Here is a 21,475-nt window from a genome sequence, read left to right as displayed (position 1 = left end):
CACGATTATAAATATGGTTGAAGATGCACGCGCCATAGAATGAGCGGATCGTCGCCTGCCTGGAGAGCCCTGTGTCGAACGTATCCGCGCGCATCGAACGTCTTCCTTTCGGACGCTTTCATTGGCGCCTTCTGATGATGGGCGGCTTCGGCTACGCCTTCGATGCCATGGACGCCGCCGCGGTCGCATTCGTGCTCCCGGTGCTGCGGCACGACTGGGCGCTGACCAGCGTGCAGACGGGCGTCCTCGGCAGCGGCAACTTCATCGGCTACTTTTTCGGTGCGCTGTTCGCGGGCACGCTCGGCGACCTGATCGGCCGGCGCAAGGTGATGATGTATGCGCTGCTCCTGTACAGCGTCGCGTCCGTCGTCAGCGCGATGACGGATTCGTGGCCCACGTTCCTCGCCTCGCGCATCGTCGCCGGCATGGGGACGGGCGCGGAAAGCGCGATCATCGCGCCGTATCTCGCGGAGTTCGTCGCGAAACGCTATCGCGGCGTCTTCACGGGCGCGCTCGCGGGCCTCTTCTCGTTCGGCTTCGTCGCAGCCGCGCTGCTCGGCTATTTCGTCGTTCCGGCGTTTCCCTCGGGCTGGCGCACCGTGCTCTTCATCACGGCGCTTCGCGTGGTCATGCTCTTGCGGTGGCGCCGCTCGCTGCCCGAGTCGCCGCGCTGGCTCGAAAGCCGCAAGCGTCACGACGAAGCCGACCGCGTGCTCGCCGGCATCGAAGCGGATTTCGCGCGACAAGGCATCGCGCTCCCTGCCGCCGCAGCCGTCGGCCCGACCGGCGCGCCGCCCGCGCCCACCGGCACGCTCGTCGCGAACTTCCGCGCGCTGTGGGCGGGACGGCAAGCACGCATCACCGTCATGACCTGGCTGATGTGGCTCTCGATCACATTCAGCTACTACGCGTTCTTCACATGGATTCCCGGCTTGCTGGTGCAGCACGGCATGAGCATCACGCGCAGCTTCGGTTATTCGCTCGCGATGTACGTCGCGCAAGTGCCGGGCTACTTCACGGCAGCATGGCTGAACGAACGCATCGGCCGGCAGGCGACGATCGCCTCGTACATGCTGTGCGGCGGCGCCTGCGCGCTCGGCATGGCGTTCGCGAGCACCAACGGCGAGATCATGCTGGCGGGCATCTGCCTGTCGTTCTTCATGAACGGGACGTATGCCGGCGTCTATGCATACACCGCCGAAGTCTTTCCGACCGCCGTGCGGACGACCGGCGCGGGCACGGCATCGGCCATCGGCCGGATCGGCGCAATCGTCTCGCCGATTCTCGTCGGCTATTTGTATCCCATCTCCGGGTTCGCGGGCGTCTTCGGCGCGACGACCGTCGTGCTGCTGCTCGGCGCGCTGGCGGTCGTGGTGATGGGCGTGCCGACGCGCGGACGCTCGCTCGAAGACATCGCAGCGGGCGAGGCCGAAGACGTGGCATCCGTCACGCACGCCGCCAAGTATTGAATACATAAAGTTGAATACATTGAGTTGAATACATAACGCCGAATGCAAGTTTTCCCCGGAGACTCACCCGTGCAAAGCATCCTCTTCCAGAACGCCGCCCTGCTCGATCCCGCGCGAGCCGAAGTGCGCGACGCGCATCACGTCCTCGTCGAGAACGGCGTCGTCAAGGAGATTTCGGACAAGCCGCTGAAGAGCGCGTCATCGCGCGTCATCGATCTCAAGGGCAAGACGCTGATGCCGGGGCTGATCGACCTTCACGTGCATGTCGTAGCGGTGCAATTGAATCTGTCGCAACAGGTCCATATGCCCAATGTGCTCGTCACGCTGCGCTCGGTGCCGATCATGCGCGGCATGTTGCGGCGCGGCTTTACCACCGTGCGCGATGCCGGCGGCGCGGGCCACCCGCACAAGCTCGCGGTCGAGAGCGGCCTGGCCGTGGGGCCGCGCCTGTTCGTCGCCGGACGCGCGCTCAGTCAAACCGGCGGCCACGGCGATATGCGCGCCCGGTCCGACTACATGGGCGCGAGCGCGCCGTGTGGATGCTGCGTGCGCGTGGGCGCGCTCGCGCGCGTCGCGGACGGCGTGGACGAGGTGCGCCGCGCGGCGCGCGAGGAATTGCAGATGGGCGCCGATCATCTGAAGATCATGGCGTCGGGCGGCGTGGCTTCGCCTACCGATCCTGTCGGCGCCTACGGCTATGCGGAGGACGAAGTGCGCGCCATCGTCGAGGAAGCGCGCGCCCGCAACACCTATGTGATGGCTCACGCCTACACGGCGGATGCCATCGCGCGAGTCGTGCGCTGGGGCGTGCGCACGATCGAGCACGGCAATCTGATCGATGCGCCCACCGCGCAGCTGATGGCCGAACACGGCGCCTACGTGGTGCCGACGCTCGTCACTTATGAAGCGTTGGCGTCGGAAGGCGCGCAGTACGGACTCGGCGACGAAAGCGTCGCGAAAATCGAGGATGTGCGCGAGGCGGGTCTGCGATCGCTCGAAATCTATCGCGAAGCAGGCGTGAAGATGGGCTTCGGGTCGGACTTGCTCGGACCTTCGCAGCGGCTGCAAAGCGATGAATTTCGCATTCGATCCGACGTGCTCGGCAATGCGGCGGCGCTCGCGGCCGCCACCACGACGGCCGCCGAAGTGCTCGGCCTGCCCGGCAAACTCGGCTGCATCGCGCCGGGCGCCTGGGCCGACATGATCGTGGTGGACGGCAATCCGCTCGAAGACATCTCCTGCTTGCTGGGACAGGGCGAGCGGATACCGCTGGTGATGAAGGGCGGCGAGATTCAGTTCGACGAACTCGAAGCGCGCTGACGCCTCGCGCCCTCGCGCCTACTATTCGGCGCCTTCGTCGTCGATGAGATGAGCGATCTCGTCGACTTCGATACTCCGGCCAAGCCGGTTCTTTACGCCATATCCCCAGGCATGCACGTGCGCGCCCGGCGTCAGATACTCCGACAGCGCCTCGGCCGCATGCGGCGGCATGCGCAGCGACGTGCCATCGTCCAGCAAGGCGCCGCGCAGTTCTCCCTTCGGACCGTGCAGCGCGAGCAGCACTTCGCCCGACGCTTCCATCTGGCGCATTTCCACTTCGGGCGGATGATGCTTGCCGCCCGAGTCCGGGCCTTCGTCGAGAATAGTGCGGCCCGCCTTCGTCATGACGGCGACGGCCGCGACCATGTCCGCACCGCGCGGCTTGATGCCGCGCACGGTGACGAGATCGCCCATCTTCACGTTGCGCGCCAATTGCTTCGACAGATGCGGCGGAAAATGGACCTGCCGCGAGTCGTCCAGAATGAATCCGTCGAACTCGCCGTGGGGGTTGAGCAGAAATCGCGTGACCGTGCCGCGCGTTTCCGGCAAGCAGTCGGGGTCGATCCAGTGCATCCGTGCTTCTCCTTTCGATAAGGTTCGGTCGATGCATTGCGTTTTGCATGCAGACGCATGCATGCGGTACGCAGCATGCAAACGCGGATAGCAAGAGTCTCGCCTTACAAACGGAAAAGCCGGAGTGCGATGTGTCAGCCGGCGTCTGAGGATTTCGCCGACGTCTCTTGCGCACGCCGCAGCCGCTCGCGGCTGTTCGAGAGGTGCATGCGCATCGCGGCGCGCGCCGCCTCGGGATCGCGCCGCTCGATGGCATCGTAGATATCCTCGTGCTCGCGGTTCACGCGGTCGAGGTAACTGCCCGGATCGTTGTGCGCGAGCGCGGCCGAATTCACTCGCGTGCGGGGAATGATCGTATTGCCGAGCTGACTCAGAATGCTGTGGAAGTAGCGGTTGCCCGTTGCCTTCGCCAGTTCGAGATGGAATGCGACATCCGCTGCAACGGCGTTTTCCGTGCCGGAAGCGATGTGCCGTTCGAACTCATCCAGCGCGCGACGCATCTGCGCCAGATTCTCGTCTGTGCGACGCATCGCCGCGAGCCCCGCAGCCTCCGCTTCGAGACTGATGCGCAGTTCGAGGATCGCCATGACGTCGCGAATGGTCAGGTCGCCGGCGGCTTCGATCTGAAACCGGTCATGGTCGCCCGCCTCCAGCACGAAGGTACCGATGCCGTGCCGTGTCTGCACGAGCCGCGCCGCCTGCAGCCGCGAAATCGACTCGCGCACGACGGTGCGGCTCACGCCGAGCTGCGCCATGATTTCGGATTCAGTGGGCAGCTTGTCGCCGGGCTGAAGCGTCCCGCTACGAATCCGCTCGGACAGTTCGGCGACGACCTCCTCGGTCAGATTGCGGGAACGGCGAAGCGCGCCGGGCGCGAGTGCAGGAGACATGAGTGAACCGGTCGTAGAAAGGCCAATGGCCCATTATAGGGCGCAGATCCGCTTGTACGATGACTAATGCACGGCGGCAATGCGGCGTATGCCGCAGCGCCTGTATGCAGAATGCAATCGTTACGACGGTAATGGACGCCTGAAACTACGCATTGAAACGCCGAAAGTTGCGGCGTAGAGTTCATGTACTGCATGAAGTGAACTCCACGTGGTCCGCTGACGGGACCGCACATCTATTGTTCGCTTCCTATCGAGGCTCGTGAATCCATGTCCGCATCCGTTGGATTTGCCATCTTCCGCGCACGCGCGAGCTTTCGAAAGATGCGGATCGCGGCTACCGCGGCGCATTGCATTCAAGATGCAGGCGCGGACTAGCGCGGTCGCATTTCGATGCGGGGTGGCCCGGGGTGGCCGCTAGTCGGAGTCGCCTTCCTTCTACGATGGCGGGCGATGCATCAGCAATACAGGACGGCAAGGAGACGAGCGATGACGCGTGAAGTAACGGGGGCGTTCTGCGGCCCGCGCAAGCTGGACGAAGCATTGGAAGACCTGCGTGCCGAAGGCATTGCGGGCGACCGGATCCGCGTGGCCTGCGTGGAACCGCTCGCGGAAATCCAGATGTCGATCGCGCTCAGCGCCAGCTCGCCCACGCAATGGATCACCGCGGAACATGCCGGTTATGCGCCGTATTTCGACGACGACACCATCGACGCCGAATCGCCGCGCGCCGATATTCTTCCGGACTTCCATGATCGCGATGCGGCCGTCCACGCTGAAAGCCTCGGCACGGTGACGCGAGTCATCGTGAGTATTCGCGACGACGACGAGATGCGTGCCGTTTGCGACATTTTCTCGCGTCTCGGCACCGACGATATCGACGCCGAAAGCGCGGCGGTCTGACTTGCCGCGCTCGGCGCGGCGGCTACTGCGGCGTCGTATCGGCAGGCTTTGCCTTCTTCTTGTGCTTGAAGTGGAAGCCGCCCTTGTGCGTGCTTCCGGGTGCGGACGTATTGTCTCCGCCTACCGTCGGCCCGGCGGTCGCCGCCCCGTGCGCGTTGCCGCCGCCCGAGCCGCCGTTGCCATTGCCGCCGGCCTGCGCCATCGCGCTGCCCGAGGCCAGCGCCATGCTGGCCGCCAACGCGATCAGCCCTGCCAGTCTGCTCGTTCTCATGTCGATTGCTCCGTTTGTCGAGGTTGATTGTCACGCGCCTGCTTCTGTCAATTCTTTGCATTCTTTATGCGGCACGCAGCACACAGTATGCAATTCGCGATAGAACACTGAGCCGGTGGCGAACTGAAATTCACTCGCCGACGAGCCGCCGTCCGAACCGCCGACAGACCTACAGCAGGTTTCGTGCTCGTTCCCCTCTCCCCCATTCAAAGCATGCTTCTGATTAACGCCCTTTGAACCGATGACTTTCTGTTTGATTACAGACAGCGCCTTCGCAACGATGAAGACATCGCTCATCGAAGGCACCGTGCGCCATCGCACGGACGTACACCCCGCTCAATCCGTTAAATACGATCAAACGACCTCGATGGCGAGTGCGAGGGCTCAGCGGACCGAATGACATTCACTGAGCGAATACACCGCCGCCCGTACGCCCCGGTTTGAATAACGTAAATGGCGTTCGTTGAGGGGAATGCCCTTGAGCGCCTAACTGGCCGGTCGCACCGTTGGCCAGGTACAAGGGACCAGACATAATGAAAACTGAATTGCGCCGCATCCTTTCCGAAACCGCACGCCTCGACGTGCCCATCGAAACCCTTTCCGACAGCGACGATCTCTATGCCGCCGGCCTTTCGTCGCTTGCCACGGTTCACGTGATGCTTGCGATCGAAGATGAGTTCGGCGTCGAGATCCCTGACCACATGCTTACGCGCCGGCTCTTTTCCAGCGTGGATTCGCTTGCGGCCGCCGTGGAGGAACTTCGTCGTCAGCAGGCGGCAGCATGAACGCCGCCGCGCAGGAAGCCGAAGCGTCGCAATTGGCCGAACTCGATCGCAGCGCAGGCGCCCGTAGCGAGACTGAGTTGCTCGAAGCCGCGCGTCGCGTCGCCGCGATTGCAGCAACGCATGCGAGCGCCGTCGACAAAGAAGCGCGCTTTCCCGCAGAGGCCGTCGCCGCGATGCGTGACGAACGGCTTTTCTCCGCCATGGTTCCCGTGATTCATGGTGGCGACGGCCTCTCGCTCTCGGGCGTCGCTCGCCTGTGCGAAACGCTCGCGCAAGGCTGCGCGTCCGCCGCCATGATCTATGCAATGCATCAGAGCCAGGTGATCTGCATCGTCGATCACGGCGCGAATGTGCAATGGCAGCGCGATTTCCTGACGCGCATGGTGGACGAGCAATTGCTGCTCGCTTCCGCGACTTCCGAAGAGACCATCGGCGGCAATATGCGCACGAGCGCGTGCGCGGTGGATCTCGTCGATGGCGCGTTCACGATCGAGAAGCTCGCGCCGACGATCTCGTATGGCAAGTACGCCGACTGCATTCTGGTCACGGCACGCCGCCACCCCGACGCCCCGCCCTCCGATCAGGTACTGATCGTCGCGCCGCGCGAGACGTGTACGCTCGAACAGCGCGGCACATGGGACACGCTCGGCATGCGCGGCACATGCAGCGAGGGCCATCGCCTCGTCGCACGCGGGACCGCGGAGCAGATTCTGCCGGTACCGTTTTCGAAGATCGCCGACGAAAGCATGCTGCCCGTATCCCATACGCTGTGGTCGTCAGTATGGATCGGCATTGCATCGGATGCCGTGAACCGCGCGCATCAATTCTTTCGCAATCAGGCGCGTGGCAAGCCGGGCGCGTTGCCGCCCTCCGCGTCGCGGCTCGCACAAGCCGTCACGCTTATTCGCATGATGCAGGCGCGCTTGCGTGAATCGCTCGCGGCGGTCGAAGCGTCGCAGCGCGAACGCGTGATACGTCAGGCAAGCAATGCAGACGACATCGATGCGCCGCTCACCGCATCCATCGGTCTTGCATCGGACCTCAACATGCTCAAGCTCTCGATTTCACAATCGGCTGTGCATGTGGTGCAAGAGACGCTGATGATCTGTGGAATGGCAGGCTATAAAAACGACACGCCTTTCAGCGTGGGGCGGCATTTGCGCGACCTGCATTCCGCGCCGCTCATGATCAGCAACGACCGCATTGAATTGAACACGGCGAATCTGCTGCTCGCGCAGCGCGCCGCAACCGGGGATCTGTAACCATGAACATGCCGACGGAACAAGCCGCGCTCGTGCCGGCTGAAGCAACCGCGCAAACACAATCGAACGCGACGCAAACACACTACGACAAGTCGGACGTCACGTTGCGGGACCGTCTGATCGAAGCGGGCATCCTCATCGATACCGGCGAAGACGGACTCTATGGCCGCAGTGCGATCTTCGAAGATATCGTCGAACGACTGAATCAGGCCATTACGTTGCTGGGCGCTGACCAGCACGCGGAAGTGCTGCGCTTTCCGCCCGCGATGCGTCGCCGCGACTTCGAAGATAGTGAGTACCTGAAGAGTTTCCCGAATCTCGCCGGTACGATTCATTCTTTCCAGGGCAGCGATCGCGGGCATCATCGCCTGCTGGAAGCGCTCGAAAAGATCGTTCATATCGGCGAAGAGGAAGAACGCTCCGACGAATGGATGGACCAGCAGAAGCCCACGCGCCTCGTGCTCACTCCGGCCGCGTGCTATCCGATCTATCCGCTCGTCGCCAAACGCGGAAACCTCGCGAAGGACGGCGCGACATTCGACGCATTCTCCTACTGCTTCCGTCATGAGCCGTCCATCGATCCGGGCCGGATGCAGATGTTCCGCATGCGTGAATACATTCGCGTAGGCAGTCCGGAACAGGTCATGGCATTCCGCCAGAAATGGATCGAACGCGGCTCGCTGCTCGTGAATCTCCTGCAGTTGCCGTTTGAAATCGATCTCGCCAACGATCCCTTCTTCGGGCGCGGCGGCAAGATCGTTGCGGATAGCCAGCGCGCGCAGCAATTGAAATTCGAACTGCTCGTTCCGGTCGCGACACCCGACCGTCCGACCGCATGCCTGTCGTTCAACTATCACATGGAACACTTCGGCGAGTTGTGGAACATTCGCCAGGCAGATGACGCCGTCGCGCATACGGCATGCGTTGGCTTCGGGATGGAACGCACGACGCTGGCCCTGTTCCGCCATCACGGTCTCGATGTCAAGACGTGGCCTGCGGCCGTGCGTGAGTTGCTTTGGGGCGATGCAGCGCCGATCATCGCGAATGGCCTGGCTAACATGGGCCAAGAGGCATGAACGCGCGCTCGCCTGCAGAAGCGTTGACTGGCGCGGACGACGAAGCAAGCCGCCATGCCTTGCATCGCGGCGAGCGCGTCTGGCTCGAAACCAATTGCTATGTCGATTTGTGGATCGAGCTACTGCATCACTTCGGCTGCGATCCGCATGCGGCGCTCGGCTTCACGGTGACGCAAGCGTTCGAGGGAGACCAGTTCACGTTCCCCAAGTTTTCTCTCGACGATATCGGCAGGCTCTACGGCCTGCAGGCGCAAGAACTGGCTATCTACGATACGCTCGAAGCACACGTCTGCGAACAGACGAAACGCGGGCATGTGGTGGTCGCCGAAGTCGACGCGCATTATCTGCCGGATACGCGCGCCACTGCTTATCGCCAGACGCACTCGAAGACGACCATCGCAATCGACTCGATCGACGCTCGAGCAAAGCGCCTCACGTATTTCCATAACGCAGGCTATTTCGCGCTATCGGGCGAGGACTATGACGGCGTCTTCCGATTAATGCCGGATCTCGCGAGCGATGTGCTTGCGTTATTTCCATACGTCGAATTCGTGAAGCGCGCGAGGGCGCCGCTCGAGGGCGAAGCATTGGTGCAACGCTCGCTCGAACTACTCAAGCTGCGTCTCGTAGATCGGCCGGGCGTGAATCCCATCACGCAATGGCGCACGGAATTCCCAGAGCATTTGCAGAGACTCCTCGAACGCGACGTCGCCTATTACCATCTGTACACGTTCAACGTCATGCGTCAGCTAGGTTCGAATTTCGAATTGCTGTCGAAATATCTGGCCTGGCTGAATTCGAATGGCGTAAATGTTCCAGAGGACATCAGGAGCAACGCACAGGCCATTGCCAGCGAAGCCATGGTGATGCAGTTCCGGCTTGCGCGGGCACGTATGCGTTCGCGTCCGGACCCATGCAGCGACTGCCTGGACTCACTCGAAGCGGCGTACGAGAAGGTCATCGAGCCGCTCGCCTCGCTTCTTCTTTGAAGCCCGTGCCGCGCCTCGACGCGGCACAGGCTATCTTATTCATCGCCCCGAAGGTTGTGATATGAATGGCTCCCCGCTCGCGCCTCGCCGCCTGGACGCAGGGTGGCAATGCGCCAGCACGCCTGCCGGCGCATACGCGGCGCCGACGGCGCTCGACGCCTGCATCAAGTGGCTCGATGCGCAAGTGCCGGGCACGGTTGCTTCCGCGCATCGCGCAGCAGGCGTGGACGATGAAGCACTCGCCCAACCGTTCGCGCTCTCGGACCATTGGTATCGTCTGACGCTGCACGCACAAGGGAAACGACGCGTGCGCTTCAACGGACTCGCCGCGATAGCCGAGGTCTGGATCGACGAACGCAAGCTATTGGAGTCGGACTCGATGTTCATCACGCATGACATCGACTACGAGTTCACGGGAACGACTACCCTCCATCTTTGCTTCAGGTCTATTACGTCTGCGCTTGCGGCAAAACGCGGGAGAGCTCGCTGGCGTCCGAGGCTTGCGCAACCCGCGACGCTGCGCAACATACGTACGACCCTGCTCGGTCATATGCCCGGATGGTGTCCGCCGGTGCAACCTGCTGGACCTTGGCGCCCCGTGGAGTTGATCGGCGACTCGCCTGAATCCATTGATCGCGTCGATCTAGCTTCGCGTGTAGACGGCGGCGATGGCGTCGTCGATGTAACGGTGCGCTTCTTTCACGCGCAAGCACCTACTGATATGCGCCTGCGATGCGGCGAGGCGTCGGCCACGCTGGTCTGGAAAGATGCGCACACCGTGGCCGGTCGCGTGCGCGTGTCACAAGCGCGCTTATGGTGGCCTCATACGCATGGGCAACCTGCACGCTATGGCGTGCAACTCGTCGGGGCATCGACAGGCGTCGTCTGTTTGGGCGAGATCGGCTTTCGCACGATTGACGTGGACCGAGGCACGGATAAAGCCGGCTTTCGACTCGTCGTGAATGGCGTGCCGATCTTTGCGCGCGGGGCGTGCTGGACATCCGCCGATATCGTCGCACTCGATGCATCGCGAGAGAAGCTCGCGTCGATCTTCGACGCATGTCGTCGCGCGGGTCTGAACATCATTCGAGTGAGCGGCACCACGCTGTATGAGTCGGACACGTTCTACGAGCTTGCCGACGAATATGGCATTCTGGTCTGGCAAGACTTTGCCTTCGCCAATTTCGATTACCCGACTGACGAGCGCTTTCAGTGCGCCGTGCAGCAGGAAGCTGAGCAGTTCCTTGCGCGCACGCAGCGCTTTGCGTCGCTTGCCGTATTATGCGGCGGAAGCGAAGTGCATCAGCAGGCCGCCATGCTCGGGCTTCCGTTCGACGCCTATCCGCAACCGCTCTTCACGGAGCAATTGCCCTCGATCGTCGCAGCTATGCGTCCCGACGTGCCCTACGTTGTGAACTCACCGAGTGCCGCGCCCGGAGACACTTCGTCGATGCCTTTTGGAACACGTGGCGGCATCACGCACTACTACGGCGTCGGCGCATATCAGCGTTCCTTCGACGATGTGCGCCGTGCTGACGTGCGCTTCGCGAGCGAATGCCTTGCGTTTGCCAATGTTCCCGATAACGCGGCGTTGCGGCTAGTGCCGAACGCCTCGCGACCGCACGAGCCGCGTTGGAAAGCCGGCGTGCCGCGCGATCCGGGCGCTGCCTGGGACTTCGACGACGTGCGTGAGCACTACATGCGCACGGTGTACGGCGTGGACGTGGCGCGTTTGCGGTATGAAGACCCTGAGCGGTATCTCACCTTGTCGCGCGCCGTCGTCGCCGACGTGATGGGCGCAGTCTTTTCCGAATGGCGACGCAAAGGCTCGTCCTGTGCCGGTGGCATCGTGTGGAATCTTCTGGACGTGCGGCCCGGCGCGGGCTGGGGAATCATCGATGTCCACGGCGTTCCAAAGAGTGCTTTGCATGGACTGGCTCGCGTGCTTCAGCCGGTGCAAGTCCTCGTCACCGACGAAGGGCTCGACGGGCTCGATATTCATCTCGTGAACGAAACGGCGCACGACATTCGCACCCGTGTGGTAATGAGCTGCCTGCGCGATGGCGCGATCAAAGTGGCGGGCGGTTCGTGCGAGATCACGTTGCCCGCTCGCGGCATCGAGCGAATCAACTCGAATGCTCTTCTGGGTGCGTTCTTCGATACGACCTATGCTTATCGCTTCGGCCCTCGCGCTCACGACGCGACTCACGTTCTTCTAAGCGACATCGCCACGGGCGAAGTATTGTCCGAGGCTTTCCACTTTCCCGACCTCGGCGTTGCGGATCGCCGTGATCCTGGCCTCAGCGTGACTGTCGAGAAGCATGCTGCGGGATGGTGCCTCGACATCACCACGACGCGACTCGCGCGCTGGGTACATGTCGACGATCCCAACTACTATGCGGAAGTCGATTGGTTTCATCTCGCGCCTGGTAGCACGCGACGAGTTCCGCTCGTCGCGCGTCGCCCGGACGTCTCTACTAATCCGGAAGGCGATGTCTTCGCATTGAACGGGACTGCGGGTGCGTCGTATAGAGCGTGATGTGATGCTTTTGCGTTGTTCTACGGGGCTTCGTTTGGATGGACAGGTTGGGGAACGCGATACAACGCATCAAATGCGTCTGTGAATTCCTCCGTGCACCCCATGCGGAGCAAAAACTTGTCGATACGAATCATATCTATCATGCCTTCCGCTGCAATGATTCGATAGAGCGCCCCTGATTCATTCTTGATGCCGACACGCATGCCGCCGCGCGGCCCTGGCATGCAGGTCGCGTGCTTCGACACGAAGTCCACGATCTGCGCGTCGAGCGCCGATCTGGCTGCGCCATTGATCATATGGCTACGCATGCGGGTTCGTTACTGTCGGATCTCCTCACAATAGCACGGCTCACGATGGCCGCCGTTATCAGGCAGCGACCGCACGCGTCACACATTACTTCCACGCGTAGCGAAGCCCTACCCAAACGCCACGCGGCGCCCCTACGCCCAGGAATTGTTCACTCGTCGCATCGGTTCCGCTGAATGTATGGTTAGGTCCATTGAAAGCGTTCTCTCCGAGAATGGCAAAGCTCGCATAGCGCTTGTTCAAAAGATTTTTCACGGTTGCATAGATCTGCAATTGCTTCGTCACGTTATAAGTCGTGTCGAAGTCAATCAAGAAGTAGCCTGCGACGCTGCCATTCGCGTCCTGATTGTTCTCGTCCCCGCGCGCAAAGATATTGCTACGGTAAGTCAGGTTGCTACCGACATTCCATCGTGAGACCGGGGTGTAATCGACACGAAGCTTCACGGTATTAGAGGGGATGCCCGGAATGCGGTCGCCCGAATGCACGGTAATGTTGCCGCTACCGTCTGCGCTCGAGTTGCTCGGGCTATGCTCGACCCACGTCGAGCGATAGGTCGCGTCGACATATCCATAGCTCGCGCCGACACCCAAAGGCCCCCATTGCGTCCGCCCCGCGAGTTCGAAGCCCTGGCGACGCGTCTTTCCCACGTTCTGGAAATACCCGAGCGTGCTCGACGCGCCTTGGCTACTGACGAACTGAATATCATCGGACAGCGTCGTGCTGTATGCCGCAGCGCTCCAGGTCGTCGCGCTGCCGATGCGGCCCCGAGCACCGACTTCGAATGTACGCGAGATCACAGGCTTGAGGTCCGGGTCTGCAATGAAGTCATTCGGTAGAGAGCAAGGTGCATTCGGGTCCGCGCAAGCGAGTTCGATAGCAGTAGGCGAGCGCATGCCTTCGTTGTACGTGGCGTACGCGGTAAGCCATGGCGTCGGGTTCCAGTTGAAGCCAATCGCGGGGTTGAAACGCGAGAACGTGTGATTTCCGTCGAGCAAGGGCTGCACGCCGCTTTCGTCGCCGATAGTCGCTTTGGCCCAGTTATATCGACCCGCCAGCGTCATCGACCATTGCTCGGTGAAAGAGAAAGTGTTCTCGAAGTAGATGCCCCAGTTCTCGTTGCGTGTCCTGGCGTTCGTGCCGGGAACGAACGGGCCTATGCCAAGCGTCGCGCGAGTGTCCGTAAATTCCGCCGGCTGCGTCGCTTGGGTGAAGTGCGTGTTGGCGAAGTCGCCTGCCGCTCCGAGAACGAGTTGGTTGTCCTTGCCGAATAGCTTGTTCAGCACGGTAAGTTGAAGGCTCGCGCCATAACTGTCAGTCAGTACGACGGATTGCTGGTTGGTCGCCTGTACGAGGTAGATATCATCGCCGCCCCCCGTCCCCGGGTTGTAGTCGTCATTGACGTTGCTGCTCGTGTTCTTGTTGCGATAGTGCCGGTAATAGACGTTTCCACTCAGTTCCACGTTGGCCGAGAGATAGTGCTCGGCATTGATCGTGATATAACCGAGTTGGTTCTCGTTCGTGTCCGGATAGGTGTACGCCTGACGGAAGTTGTCGAGAAACGACCTGGGGATGGTTTGAGATCCGTTGAGCGTATTGTCGGCGCCGCCCATCGACAGCGACACCGTGGTATCCGCATCGGTATAGCGCAGTTTTGCGAATGCCTGACGCAAACGGCTCGCATTGTGCTCGGCCCAGCCGTTGTCATTCGTGATGTTGGCCGTGAAGTAATAGTCGAGATGACCGCCAATCGCACCGCCCTGTTCGATCTGCGCCGCCTTCCTTCCCCACGATCCGCCGCTCACATCGACATTCCCCCCAGGATTACTGCGGCCGTTCTTCGTCGTGACCGCCACCGCGCCACCGAGCGTATTGAGTCCGAACGTCGGGTTCGAGCCCGGGATGATCTGCATCGTCTGAATTGCCGCTTGCGGAATCAGATCCCAATTGACCACATCGCCGAAGGGTTCATTCACTCGCACGCCATCGAGAAAGACCGACAAACCCTGTGGCGTGCCCAGCAAAGGGGAAGCAGTGAATCCGCGATAGAGAATGTCGGTTTGGGAAGGGTTGCCCTGTGCGTCGTTGGTGTCCACGCTCGTCACATTTCTCTGCATGTAATCCGCCATGGTCGACGTGGTGGACGTATGCTGCGCTTGAAGTTCACTGCCCTTGATGGTTTGGACATTAGCAGGCACCTTCTCCAGCGGAGTGCCGACGCCCACGAGCGGAGTCGTTCCAACGACTACGATCGTCGGCAACTCTGTGTTCGCAGTGGACGTCGCGTCGGGCGCGCTCGCGGCTTGCGCCCATGCCCCCGCAGTCATGCTCGCCAGCGCGCCGCCGATCGCCAACTTATATCTCGCGCGGAGCGTTAGCGAACGCTCCTGAATAAAGGTGCAGGAATTGCTCCTCATCGTCGTCTCCTGTCATTTTATTTTGTCAAGATGCACGCGAGCTGTTCCGACTTTGAAAGAGTCGCATGACGAACGCTGCGCGCGCCGGGACTTTTTCCCGATCGCGCTGGGAATCTCGCCCGAAGGCGACAACTCGATGCGAACAGAAGTCGTCGTCCGCCGCTTCGGTGAACTGCGATAACATGGGTAGAGCCGTCTCAACCGACAACGCAAGGACTGGAGAATGATCGAACGCTTCCGCCCGGCAACATCGAAGTATGTGTACGGCGCGCTCGTCGGACGCATTACCGATGGCAAAGAGAACCCTGACGGCAATTCACCGCATTACGAGATTCTCGTCGATGCGGCCGGTACCCCGTATCGCGTTGCAGTCAATATCCGTTCGGTGGAAGGCAGCGAAGTGCTCGCCTACAACAGCAACCATTACACGAACGATACGAAACTCGGCATATCCGGACGCATGTCGGGATCGCACGGTTTCACGCCGCTCGCCACAGGCAAGCAAGGTGAGGGACTCGACTATCTACGCGATGATCTCTTCCCGCTGGATCAGATGAGACCCATCGCGGCAGATGGTAAAGGCAGCACGATGTCCGCCCTTCTCGACGGACAGATACAGCGCGCGAAGAACGATAAGCAAGCGGTGGTGCTCGCCGTCGGTGACAAGTTCGACGACTATGCGACACGTGAGCCGCTCGCCTTCTCGCTTGGCCGCGGCGTACACGATATTCATATGATGCAGGGCAACTCAGGCAAATTCGCGGACGATAATCGCATCAACGGTGACGGCGCGCTTTTCATTCGCTTCGCAGGCGGCGAGACGTTTGCCCTTTTCGTCCGCTTTGCAACGCAGACGACTAAGACCGATGACAACGGCAATCCCGTGCAGCCGGTTTAATGCGCTCTCAACGCATCGACGATATTCATTTTCGATGCCCTGAGCGCGGGCAGAAAGCCGCCTACGATACCCATGACGAGCGAGAAGACGACAGTCTGGAATACCACTGCAGGCGTAAGCATGAAACGGAACGACAGGTCGGAAAACGTCTGGAAGTTGGTTGTCGAGAACGAGGCGAACTGCATCAAGGAAGCGCAGCATAAGCCCGCCATGCCGCCCACGAGGCCGAGCAACAGCGCCTCCAGCAAGAACGCGAGCAGAACGTCGAACCGCTTGAAGCCGAGCGCACGCAGGGTCCCGATCTCGGCCACGCGATTGGCGACCGACGCATACATCGTGATCATCGCCCCGATCATCGCTGCAATCGAGAAGATGATCGAGAGAGTGAAGCCGAGTATGTTGATGAACGTCGACAGCGCCTTCGACTGATCGCCATAAAAGACCTGCTCGCGCTTGGCTTCGTCCGCGAGGCGCGGGTCTGTGTCGATGTCGGTCCTGAAGCGTTCTAGCGCGTCGCTGCGAACGAGGCGCACGACCATCGACGAGTAACTGGTTCGGCGAAACGACTGCATGAGTTGATCGACATCGCCCCATATCTCGGAGTCGAAGCCGCTGCCGCCCGCATCGAAATGACCGACTATGGTCCAGTCGCGTTGCGCAAACCGCAAGTGGTCGCCGATGCGTGTACCGGCGAACCCCTTCGCGATATTGCTGCCCACGATGATTTCCGACGATCCACGCCTGAACATGCGCCCTGCCGACAGCTTCACCTGCGGGCGCAATTCGACACCCATCGGGGAAACGCCGCGTATCACTACGTTGGCAGGCGTATTCGCACCGAGCTTGATGAGAGAGATCAGCACGACAGTTTCCTTCGAAGCGAGAGGCTGACCATCGCCATTCCTCGCGACCGACGGATGCATCTCCATCACGTTCGCTTGCGCGCGATCGACGGAACTCTGTATCTCCGTCTCCGCGCCCTTGCGGATCACCACCACGTTATCGCGCTCTCCCGTGGAGACGAGCGTCTTTTTGAGGCCCGCGTCCAGCATCAGCACGGTGGCAAAAACGAACACGACGAGCGCGAGGCCGCTAGCGGTCAGAAGCGTCGTGAGACGGCGCGCCCATAGGTTGCGTGCGACGTAGGTGACGGGAATGGCCATCGCCGTATGTCCTCAACCAATTGCCCGCAGGCCTTCGACGATACGCACGCGGCTAGCCTGCACCGCCGGCACGATCGCCGCTGAAAGCGCAATCACGAATGCGCATGCGCCCTGCAACAGCATCGTTTCGTGCGACACCTTGAAGACTGGAAACACGCCGCCCGTCGCATGCTGGAATACTACGGCGGCAGGCGGGGTGGCCAGTATGCCAATGCCGCCGCCGATCGCACAAATCGCGAGCGATTCGCCGAACACCAGTGTCGAGAGAAACGCGGGGCCGAAGCCGAGCGCCTTGAGCGTCGCGTACTCGACTGTACGCTCGCGCGCACTCATCGCCATGGCATTCGCCATCACCGCCATGATAATAAGGATGACTACATACGACACTACGCGTATCGCCGCGATGATCTGATTCGACATCGCGACAAAGCCGAGCTGAAAGGCCTGTTCCGTTTCGGTCAACGTCTCCGCTAGCGAGTTCTTGAAAACCGCATCGATGTTACGGGAAACCGTCGCGCCATTATCAGGATCGTCGATGCCGACGACATATACGCCCACTTGATCCACGTTGCGCTTCGTGGTCTTTCGAATCGTTTCGTTGAGATATTCCCAGTGAAAGACGAGCTGCCGCGTAATGGTGGATTCGTCGCGCCCTTCCATGATGCCGCGCACGACGAAGTCCCACGTGCCCGGATAGATGGTGCCCTTGAGAGGAATGACATCACCCACTTTGAAGCCGTATTGCGTCGCAAGCTGACGTCCGATGAGACAGCCTTTGCGATCGCGACGGTAGTCGGCGCGCGCTTGCGGCGTTATGACCAACTCCGGGTAGAGGTCGAGGTAATTGTCGGATACGGCGAACTGCGCAAAGAAATTCTTCGGGTCCCGGTAGATGCCGCCGAACCAGTTCGAGCGCGCAACCATCGTGACGCCCTCGACGCCGCGAATGCGGTTCTCGTAGGCGAGCGGCAGCGGGAATACGAGTGATATTGCATTGCGCGTGACGAGCCTCGCGTTGGATGCAGCCGCCGCACCGGCATACCAAGCATCGACGACCGTATAGAGCAAACCATACGCGAGCACGGCAATGGTCAAGCCGAGGACGGTCAACGCAGTACGTAATCGATGGCGCGTCGCATTGCGAAGAATCAGCTTGAGCGCATACATGTGTCAGCGCGCCTCGGCATCGATGAGTTCGCCCTTCTCCAGATGCACGAGCTTTCTCGCTGCGTTCGCCGCGTGCGCGTCGTGCGTCACCATGATGATCGTTTTTCCGAGGCGATCGTTCAGACGCTGCAACATGGTCAGCACTTCGGACGCGGACGTGCGGTCGAGGTCACCCGTCGGTTCGTCAGCGACGATCAGCTTCGGATCGGTCACGACCGCACGCGCGATCGCGACGCGTTGCTGCTGCCCGCCCGAAAGCTCCGACGGATAATGGCTCATGCGCTCGCTCATGTTCACCATGTCGAGCACCATCGCGACACGCTCGCGCCGCTCTGCACGCGAAAGGCGCGTAAGCATCAGCGGAAGCTCGACGTTCTCGAAAGCGGAAAGCACCGGCATCAGGTTATAGAACTGGAAGATGAAGCCGACATTCGATGCGCGCCAGTCCGCGAGCGCCGCCTCGGGCAAGCGGGTAATGTCGAGCCCGCCGACGCGCAGCTCGCCGCTGTCCGGCCGGTCGATGCCGGCAATGAGATTGAGCAACGTGCTCTTGCCCGAACCTGACGGCCCCATCAGCGCGACAAAGTCGCCCTCGGCAATGGACAGGGTAATGTCGGTCAGCACGGGTACCGTTTGCACGCCGCGCCGGTACGACTTCGCGACGTGGCTGATCTGAATCAATGGCGCTGTGGTCACGCTATTTCTTCGCCACGGTGACGCTCGCGCCGTTTTTGATCTTGTCGCCGGGCGCGAGCACGAGCGTATCGCCAGGCTTTACGCCCGAAACGGCCAACACGTCGCCGATGCGCTCGCCCGTTGTCACCGGCACTTCGCGCACTTTGTCGTTGTCGACCCTATACACCACCTTTTTGCCCTCGCGTGTGACGATCGCAGCGGGCTGCACGGCCACGACGGCTTTCCTCTGATCCGAGGGCACTGGCTTCGAGAGAAAAGCGACTTTCGCGCTCATATCGGGAAGCACGCGCTCATCGCGTTCGACGAAACGCACCTTCACGAGCACCGTGGCTTTCGAGCGATCGACGGTCGGCACGATGCGCGATACACGGCCCGCAAAACGCGTCTCCGGCAACGCGTCGAGTTGAATCTCGCAGGGTTGATCGACGGTGATATGTCCGATGTTCGATTCCGCCACATCGGCTTCGACTTCGAGCGTCTTCATGTCTGCAATGGTGACGACCGCCCCCTTGCTGTCCGATGCGGACGAGAACGGCGTGATGTTGTCGCCGACGTTCGCGTGTTTCTCGATCACGACGCCATCGAACGGTGCGCGAATCACCGTCTGATCAACGGCGACCTGAGCCGCGCGCGCATTCGCCTGCGCAGATTGAATGGCCGCTTGCTCGCTGTTGATCGACGCTTTCGCCTTATCGAAACGCGAGCGGTCGGCGTCGTATTGGGAAGCGGAGATTGCGCCGTGTGGAGCGAGCACGAGTGAACGCTTCAGATTGGCTGATGCATTCTCGAGTTCGGCCCGTTGCAACTGCAGATTCGCTTGAGCGACTTTCACTTGTGCCTGCGCCTGAGCGAGCGCCGCGGCCACATCCGCGCTCTCGAGCCGCGCAATGATCTGCCCTTCCTTCACCGGCGTCCCCTCGAGTACGCCGAGCCATTCGACGCGCCCTTGTGCCTTGGATGCGACTGCCGCCTTCCGCTGCGGCACAACATAACCGGTTGCATTCAAAATGGTAAAGCTCTGCGATGGGTACACGGACGTCACGGTGGTCGTCTCGACAGTCTGCGGCCCGGCAAACCGAAGAGCGGCGCCGATCAGCACGAGAACGAGGACCAGGACGACCGCGTAGCGGAGCCAGTTGCGCCGCCTCCGCGGCGCCAAGGCGCCCGGACCTGTTGTCCGATCAATTCTTAACTTTTCTAGGTCGTGTTCAGCCAATTTCTGACGTAAGCGCCGTTGGATGCCTGAGAGATGGCTGCCTGAGGCAGCAGTCCGGCGCGTGTTGCGGTGAAGGGATGCTCAGTATAGCGCCGGAGCTTACAGGTGCTTTCGCTCACGCCTGCGGTTTATGATCGGCTTCGCAATGCAGGCGCGACTCGTGGCATTCTGCATGCAGAATGCTCGACCGCCCATAGCGACTATGTCGAGGTTTCGCGGGCTGATGCGCGGCTTCTAAGGCTGGCAATCGATAACGTGGGTAACGTTGAAATTCGACGGATCAGGAGAAAGAGTTGAAGACATATCGCATTGCGACCATTCCTGGTGACGGCATCGGCAAGGAAGTCGTGCCCGCCGGACGACAGGTTCTTGAAACGCTCGCTCGCAGCACGGGTAATTTTGTATTCGAAGTCGAAAACTTCGATTGGGGCGCCGACTACTACCGTCGGCACGGCGTCATGATGCCTAGCGATGGCCTCGACGCGCTTCGCAACAAAGACGCCATCCTCTTCGGCTCGGCAGGAGATCCGGGCGTGCCGGATCACATCACGCTATGGGGCCTGCGCCTGCGCATCTGCCAGGGCCTCGATCAGTACGCGAACGTCCGCCCGACGCGCATCCTGCCAGGCATCGACGCGCCGCTCAAACACTGCGGACCGAAGGACCTGGACTGGGTCATCGTTCGTGAAAATTCGGAGGGCGAGTACTCGGGTGTCGGCGGGCGAGTGCATCAGGGTCATCCGCTCGAAGCCGCGACCGACGTTTCAATCATGACGCGCGCTGGCGTCGAGCGAATCATGCGTTTTGCATTCAAACTTGCGCAGTCGCGTCCCCGCAAGCATTTGACCGTCATCACGAAGAGCAATGCGCAGCGTCACGCCATGGTGATGTGGGACGAAATCGCGCAGCAAGGCGCGGAGGAATTCAGCGACGTGACGTGGGACAAGGAACTCGTCGATGCCGCGACCGCGCGCATGGTGAACCGCCCCGCGACGCTGGACACCATCGTCGCGACGAATCTGCATGCCGATATTCTCAGCGATCTCGCAGCCGCGCTGGCGGGCAGTCTGGGCATTGCGCCGACCGGCAACATCGACCCCGAGCGCCGCTATCCGTCCATGTTCGAGCCGATCCACGGCTCGGCATTTGACATCATGGGCAAGGGTCTGGCCAATCCGATCGGCACATTCTGGTCGGTCGTGATGCTGCTCGAGCATCTCGGAGAATCCGAAGCGGCGCAGCGAGTGATGGCCGCGATCGAAGCCGCGACGGCGGACAGATCGTTGCACACGGGCGATCTCGGCGGCAACGCGACGACTGCGCAAGTGACGGCCGCAGTGTGCGCGTTCATCGAGCGCGGCGGGGTTGACTCAATGCAGCGGCGGAACGACTAGCCTCGTCCAGGCGAATGCGGCTGTCCGACGCGTGAGGCCAGTCGGGGCCGGCGACAGTCGGGGACGCCGCTTCTTCCCTTGTCCGCCATTGAGTCGCACCCAGTGAGCCTCCTTTGGCTCTCCACCGTGGAGCACACAACCGCATG

Annotated in this window: 20 protein-coding genes; 10 read left to right on the top strand and 10 right to left on the bottom strand. The window is 61.4% G+C overall.

The features are described from left to right. Positions 1-71: 71 nt before the first annotated feature. Together LDZ26_RS19575 and LDZ26_RS19570 are read left to right on the top strand one after the other, a co-directional pair. On the top strand, positions 72-1,469 hold the full coding sequence (locus LDZ26_RS19575; RefSeq protein WP_244850914.1) for an MFS transporter: 1,398 nt from the start codon (positions 72-74) through the stop codon (positions 1,467-1,469). A 69-nt stretch (positions 1,470-1,538) separates the two neighbouring features. Continuing rightward, positions 1,539-2,789, top strand: coding sequence for an amidohydrolase family protein (locus LDZ26_RS19570; protein WP_244850913.1), 1,251 nt, complete (start codon positions 1,539-1,541; stop codon positions 2,787-2,789). Positions 2,790-2,810: 21 nt separating this feature from the next. Here LDZ26_RS19570 and LDZ26_RS19565 read toward each other — a convergent pair whose 3' ends face one another. Then, positions 2,811-3,362 (bottom strand): hypothetical protein, encoded by a 552-nt coding sequence (locus tag LDZ26_RS19565; RefSeq protein WP_244850912.1) that lies wholly within the window; start codon positions 3,360-3,362, stop codon positions 2,811-2,813. Positions 3,363-3,496: 134 nt separating this feature from the next. Beyond that, positions 3,497-4,252, bottom strand: coding sequence for a FadR/GntR family transcriptional regulator (locus LDZ26_RS19560; RefSeq protein ID WP_244850911.1), 756 nt, complete (start codon positions 4,250-4,252; stop codon positions 3,497-3,499). A gap of 486 nt (positions 4,253-4,738) precedes the next feature. Between LDZ26_RS19560 and LDZ26_RS19555 the strand changes: the two genes are divergently transcribed. After that, on the top strand, positions 4,739-5,152 hold the full coding sequence (locus tag LDZ26_RS19555) for a hypothetical protein (protein ID WP_244850910.1): 414 nt from the start codon (positions 4,739-4,741) through the stop codon (positions 5,150-5,152). 22 nt (positions 5,153-5,174) lie between these two features. Here LDZ26_RS19555 and LDZ26_RS19550 read toward each other — a convergent pair whose 3' ends face one another. Continuing rightward, positions 5,175-5,423, bottom strand: coding sequence for a hypothetical protein (locus LDZ26_RS19550; RefSeq protein ID WP_241270145.1), 249 nt, complete (start codon positions 5,421-5,423; stop codon positions 5,175-5,177). Between the two features lie 30 nt (positions 5,424-5,453). Continuing rightward, positions 5,454-5,720: a hypothetical protein gene (locus LDZ26_RS19545; RefSeq protein WP_244850909.1), complete on the bottom strand. Its 267-nt coding sequence runs from the start codon at positions 5,718-5,720 to the stop codon at positions 5,454-5,456. A 236-nt stretch (positions 5,721-5,956) separates the two neighbouring features. On the opposite strand from LDZ26_RS19545, the gene LDZ26_RS19540 reads away from it, so the two are divergent. The 5 genes from LDZ26_RS19540 to LDZ26_RS19520 all read left to right on the top strand — a co-directional run bounded on the left by LDZ26_RS19540 (position 5,957) and on the right by LDZ26_RS19520 (position 12,074). After that, the gene (locus LDZ26_RS19540; protein WP_244851095.1) at positions 5,957-6,208 is read left to right on the top strand and encodes an acyl carrier protein; all 252 of its coding nucleotides are present in this window, start codon (positions 5,957-5,959) and stop codon (positions 6,206-6,208) included. Beyond that, positions 6,205-7,470, top strand: coding sequence for an acyl-CoA dehydrogenase family protein (locus LDZ26_RS19535; RefSeq protein WP_244850908.1), 1,266 nt, complete (start codon positions 6,205-6,207; stop codon positions 7,468-7,470). The genes LDZ26_RS19540 and LDZ26_RS19535 overlap by 4 nt, the downstream gene beginning before the upstream one ends. A 2-nt stretch (positions 7,471-7,472) precedes the next feature. Continuing rightward, positions 7,473-8,546, top strand: coding sequence for an amino acid--[acyl-carrier-protein] ligase (locus LDZ26_RS19530; RefSeq protein WP_244850907.1), 1,074 nt, complete (start codon positions 7,473-7,475; stop codon positions 8,544-8,546). Then, the gene (locus LDZ26_RS19525) at positions 8,543-9,535 is read left to right on the top strand and encodes a DUF1839 family protein (RefSeq protein ID WP_244850906.1); all 993 of its coding nucleotides are present in this window, start codon (positions 8,543-8,545) and stop codon (positions 9,533-9,535) included. Before LDZ26_RS19530 ends, LDZ26_RS19525 begins: the two co-directional genes overlap by 4 nt. Positions 9,536-9,596: 61 nt before the next feature. Continuing rightward, positions 9,597-12,074, top strand: coding sequence for a glycoside hydrolase family 2 protein (locus tag LDZ26_RS19520; protein ID WP_244850905.1), 2,478 nt, complete (start codon positions 9,597-9,599; stop codon positions 12,072-12,074). A 20-nt stretch (positions 12,075-12,094) separates the two neighbouring features. Here LDZ26_RS19520 and LDZ26_RS19515 read toward each other — a convergent pair whose 3' ends face one another. Continuing rightward, positions 12,095-12,382: a hypothetical protein gene (locus tag LDZ26_RS19515; protein ID WP_244850904.1), complete on the bottom strand. Its 288-nt coding sequence runs from the start codon at positions 12,380-12,382 to the stop codon at positions 12,095-12,097. Positions 12,383-12,467: 85 nt separating this feature from the next. Continuing rightward, positions 12,468-14,795 carry a TonB-dependent receptor gene (locus LDZ26_RS19510; protein WP_244850903.1) on the bottom strand — a complete coding sequence of 776 codons (2,328 nt, stop codon included), beginning with the start codon at positions 14,793-14,795 and terminating at the stop codon, positions 12,468-12,470. 259 nt (positions 14,796-15,054) lie between these two features. Here LDZ26_RS19510 and LDZ26_RS19505 point away from each other — a divergent pair, with 259 nt between their 5' ends. Next, positions 15,055-15,693: a DUF2278 family protein gene (locus LDZ26_RS19505; RefSeq protein WP_244850902.1), complete on the top strand. Its 639-nt coding sequence runs from the start codon at positions 15,055-15,057 to the stop codon at positions 15,691-15,693. On the opposite strand, the gene LDZ26_RS19500 is transcribed toward LDZ26_RS19505, so the two are convergent. The 4 genes from LDZ26_RS19500 to LDZ26_RS19485 are packed head-to-tail and all read right to left on the bottom strand — an operon-like array spanning position 15,690 to position 19,959. Continuing rightward, complete coding sequence (locus tag LDZ26_RS19500; protein ID WP_244850901.1) at positions 15,690-16,856, bottom strand: ABC transporter permease; 1,167 nt, start codon at positions 16,854-16,856, stop codon at positions 15,690-15,692. The genes LDZ26_RS19505 and LDZ26_RS19500 overlap by 4 nt on opposite strands. Positions 16,857-16,868: 12 nt before the next feature. Continuing rightward, positions 16,869-18,023, bottom strand: a complete 1,155-nt coding sequence (locus tag LDZ26_RS19495; protein ID WP_244850900.1) for an ABC transporter permease — start codon at positions 18,021-18,023, stop codon at positions 16,869-16,871. A 3-nt stretch (positions 18,024-18,026) separates the two neighbouring features. Further along, the gene (locus LDZ26_RS19490; protein WP_244850899.1) at positions 18,027-18,719 is read right to left on the bottom strand and encodes an ABC transporter ATP-binding protein; all 693 of its coding nucleotides are present in this window, start codon (positions 18,717-18,719) and stop codon (positions 18,027-18,029) included. Position 18,720: 1 nt separating this feature from the next. Continuing rightward, on the bottom strand, positions 18,721-19,959 hold the full coding sequence (locus LDZ26_RS19485; protein ID WP_244851094.1) for an efflux RND transporter periplasmic adaptor subunit: 1,239 nt from the start codon (positions 19,957-19,959) through the stop codon (positions 18,721-18,723). Between the two features lie 269 nt (positions 19,960-20,228). Here LDZ26_RS19485 and LDZ26_RS19480 point away from each other — a divergent pair, with 269 nt between their 5' ends. Further along, positions 20,229-21,329, top strand: a complete 1,101-nt coding sequence (locus tag LDZ26_RS19480) for a tartrate dehydrogenase (protein ID WP_244850898.1) — start codon at positions 20,229-20,231, stop codon at positions 21,327-21,329. Positions 21,330-21,475 lie beyond the last annotated feature (146 nt).

The sequence above is a fragment of the Caballeronia sp. SL2Y3 genome (assembly GCF_022879575.1).
Taxonomy (GTDB): domain Bacteria; phylum Pseudomonadota; class Gammaproteobacteria; order Burkholderiales; family Burkholderiaceae; genus Caballeronia.
This window is presented reverse-complemented; position numbering and strand designations above follow the sequence as displayed.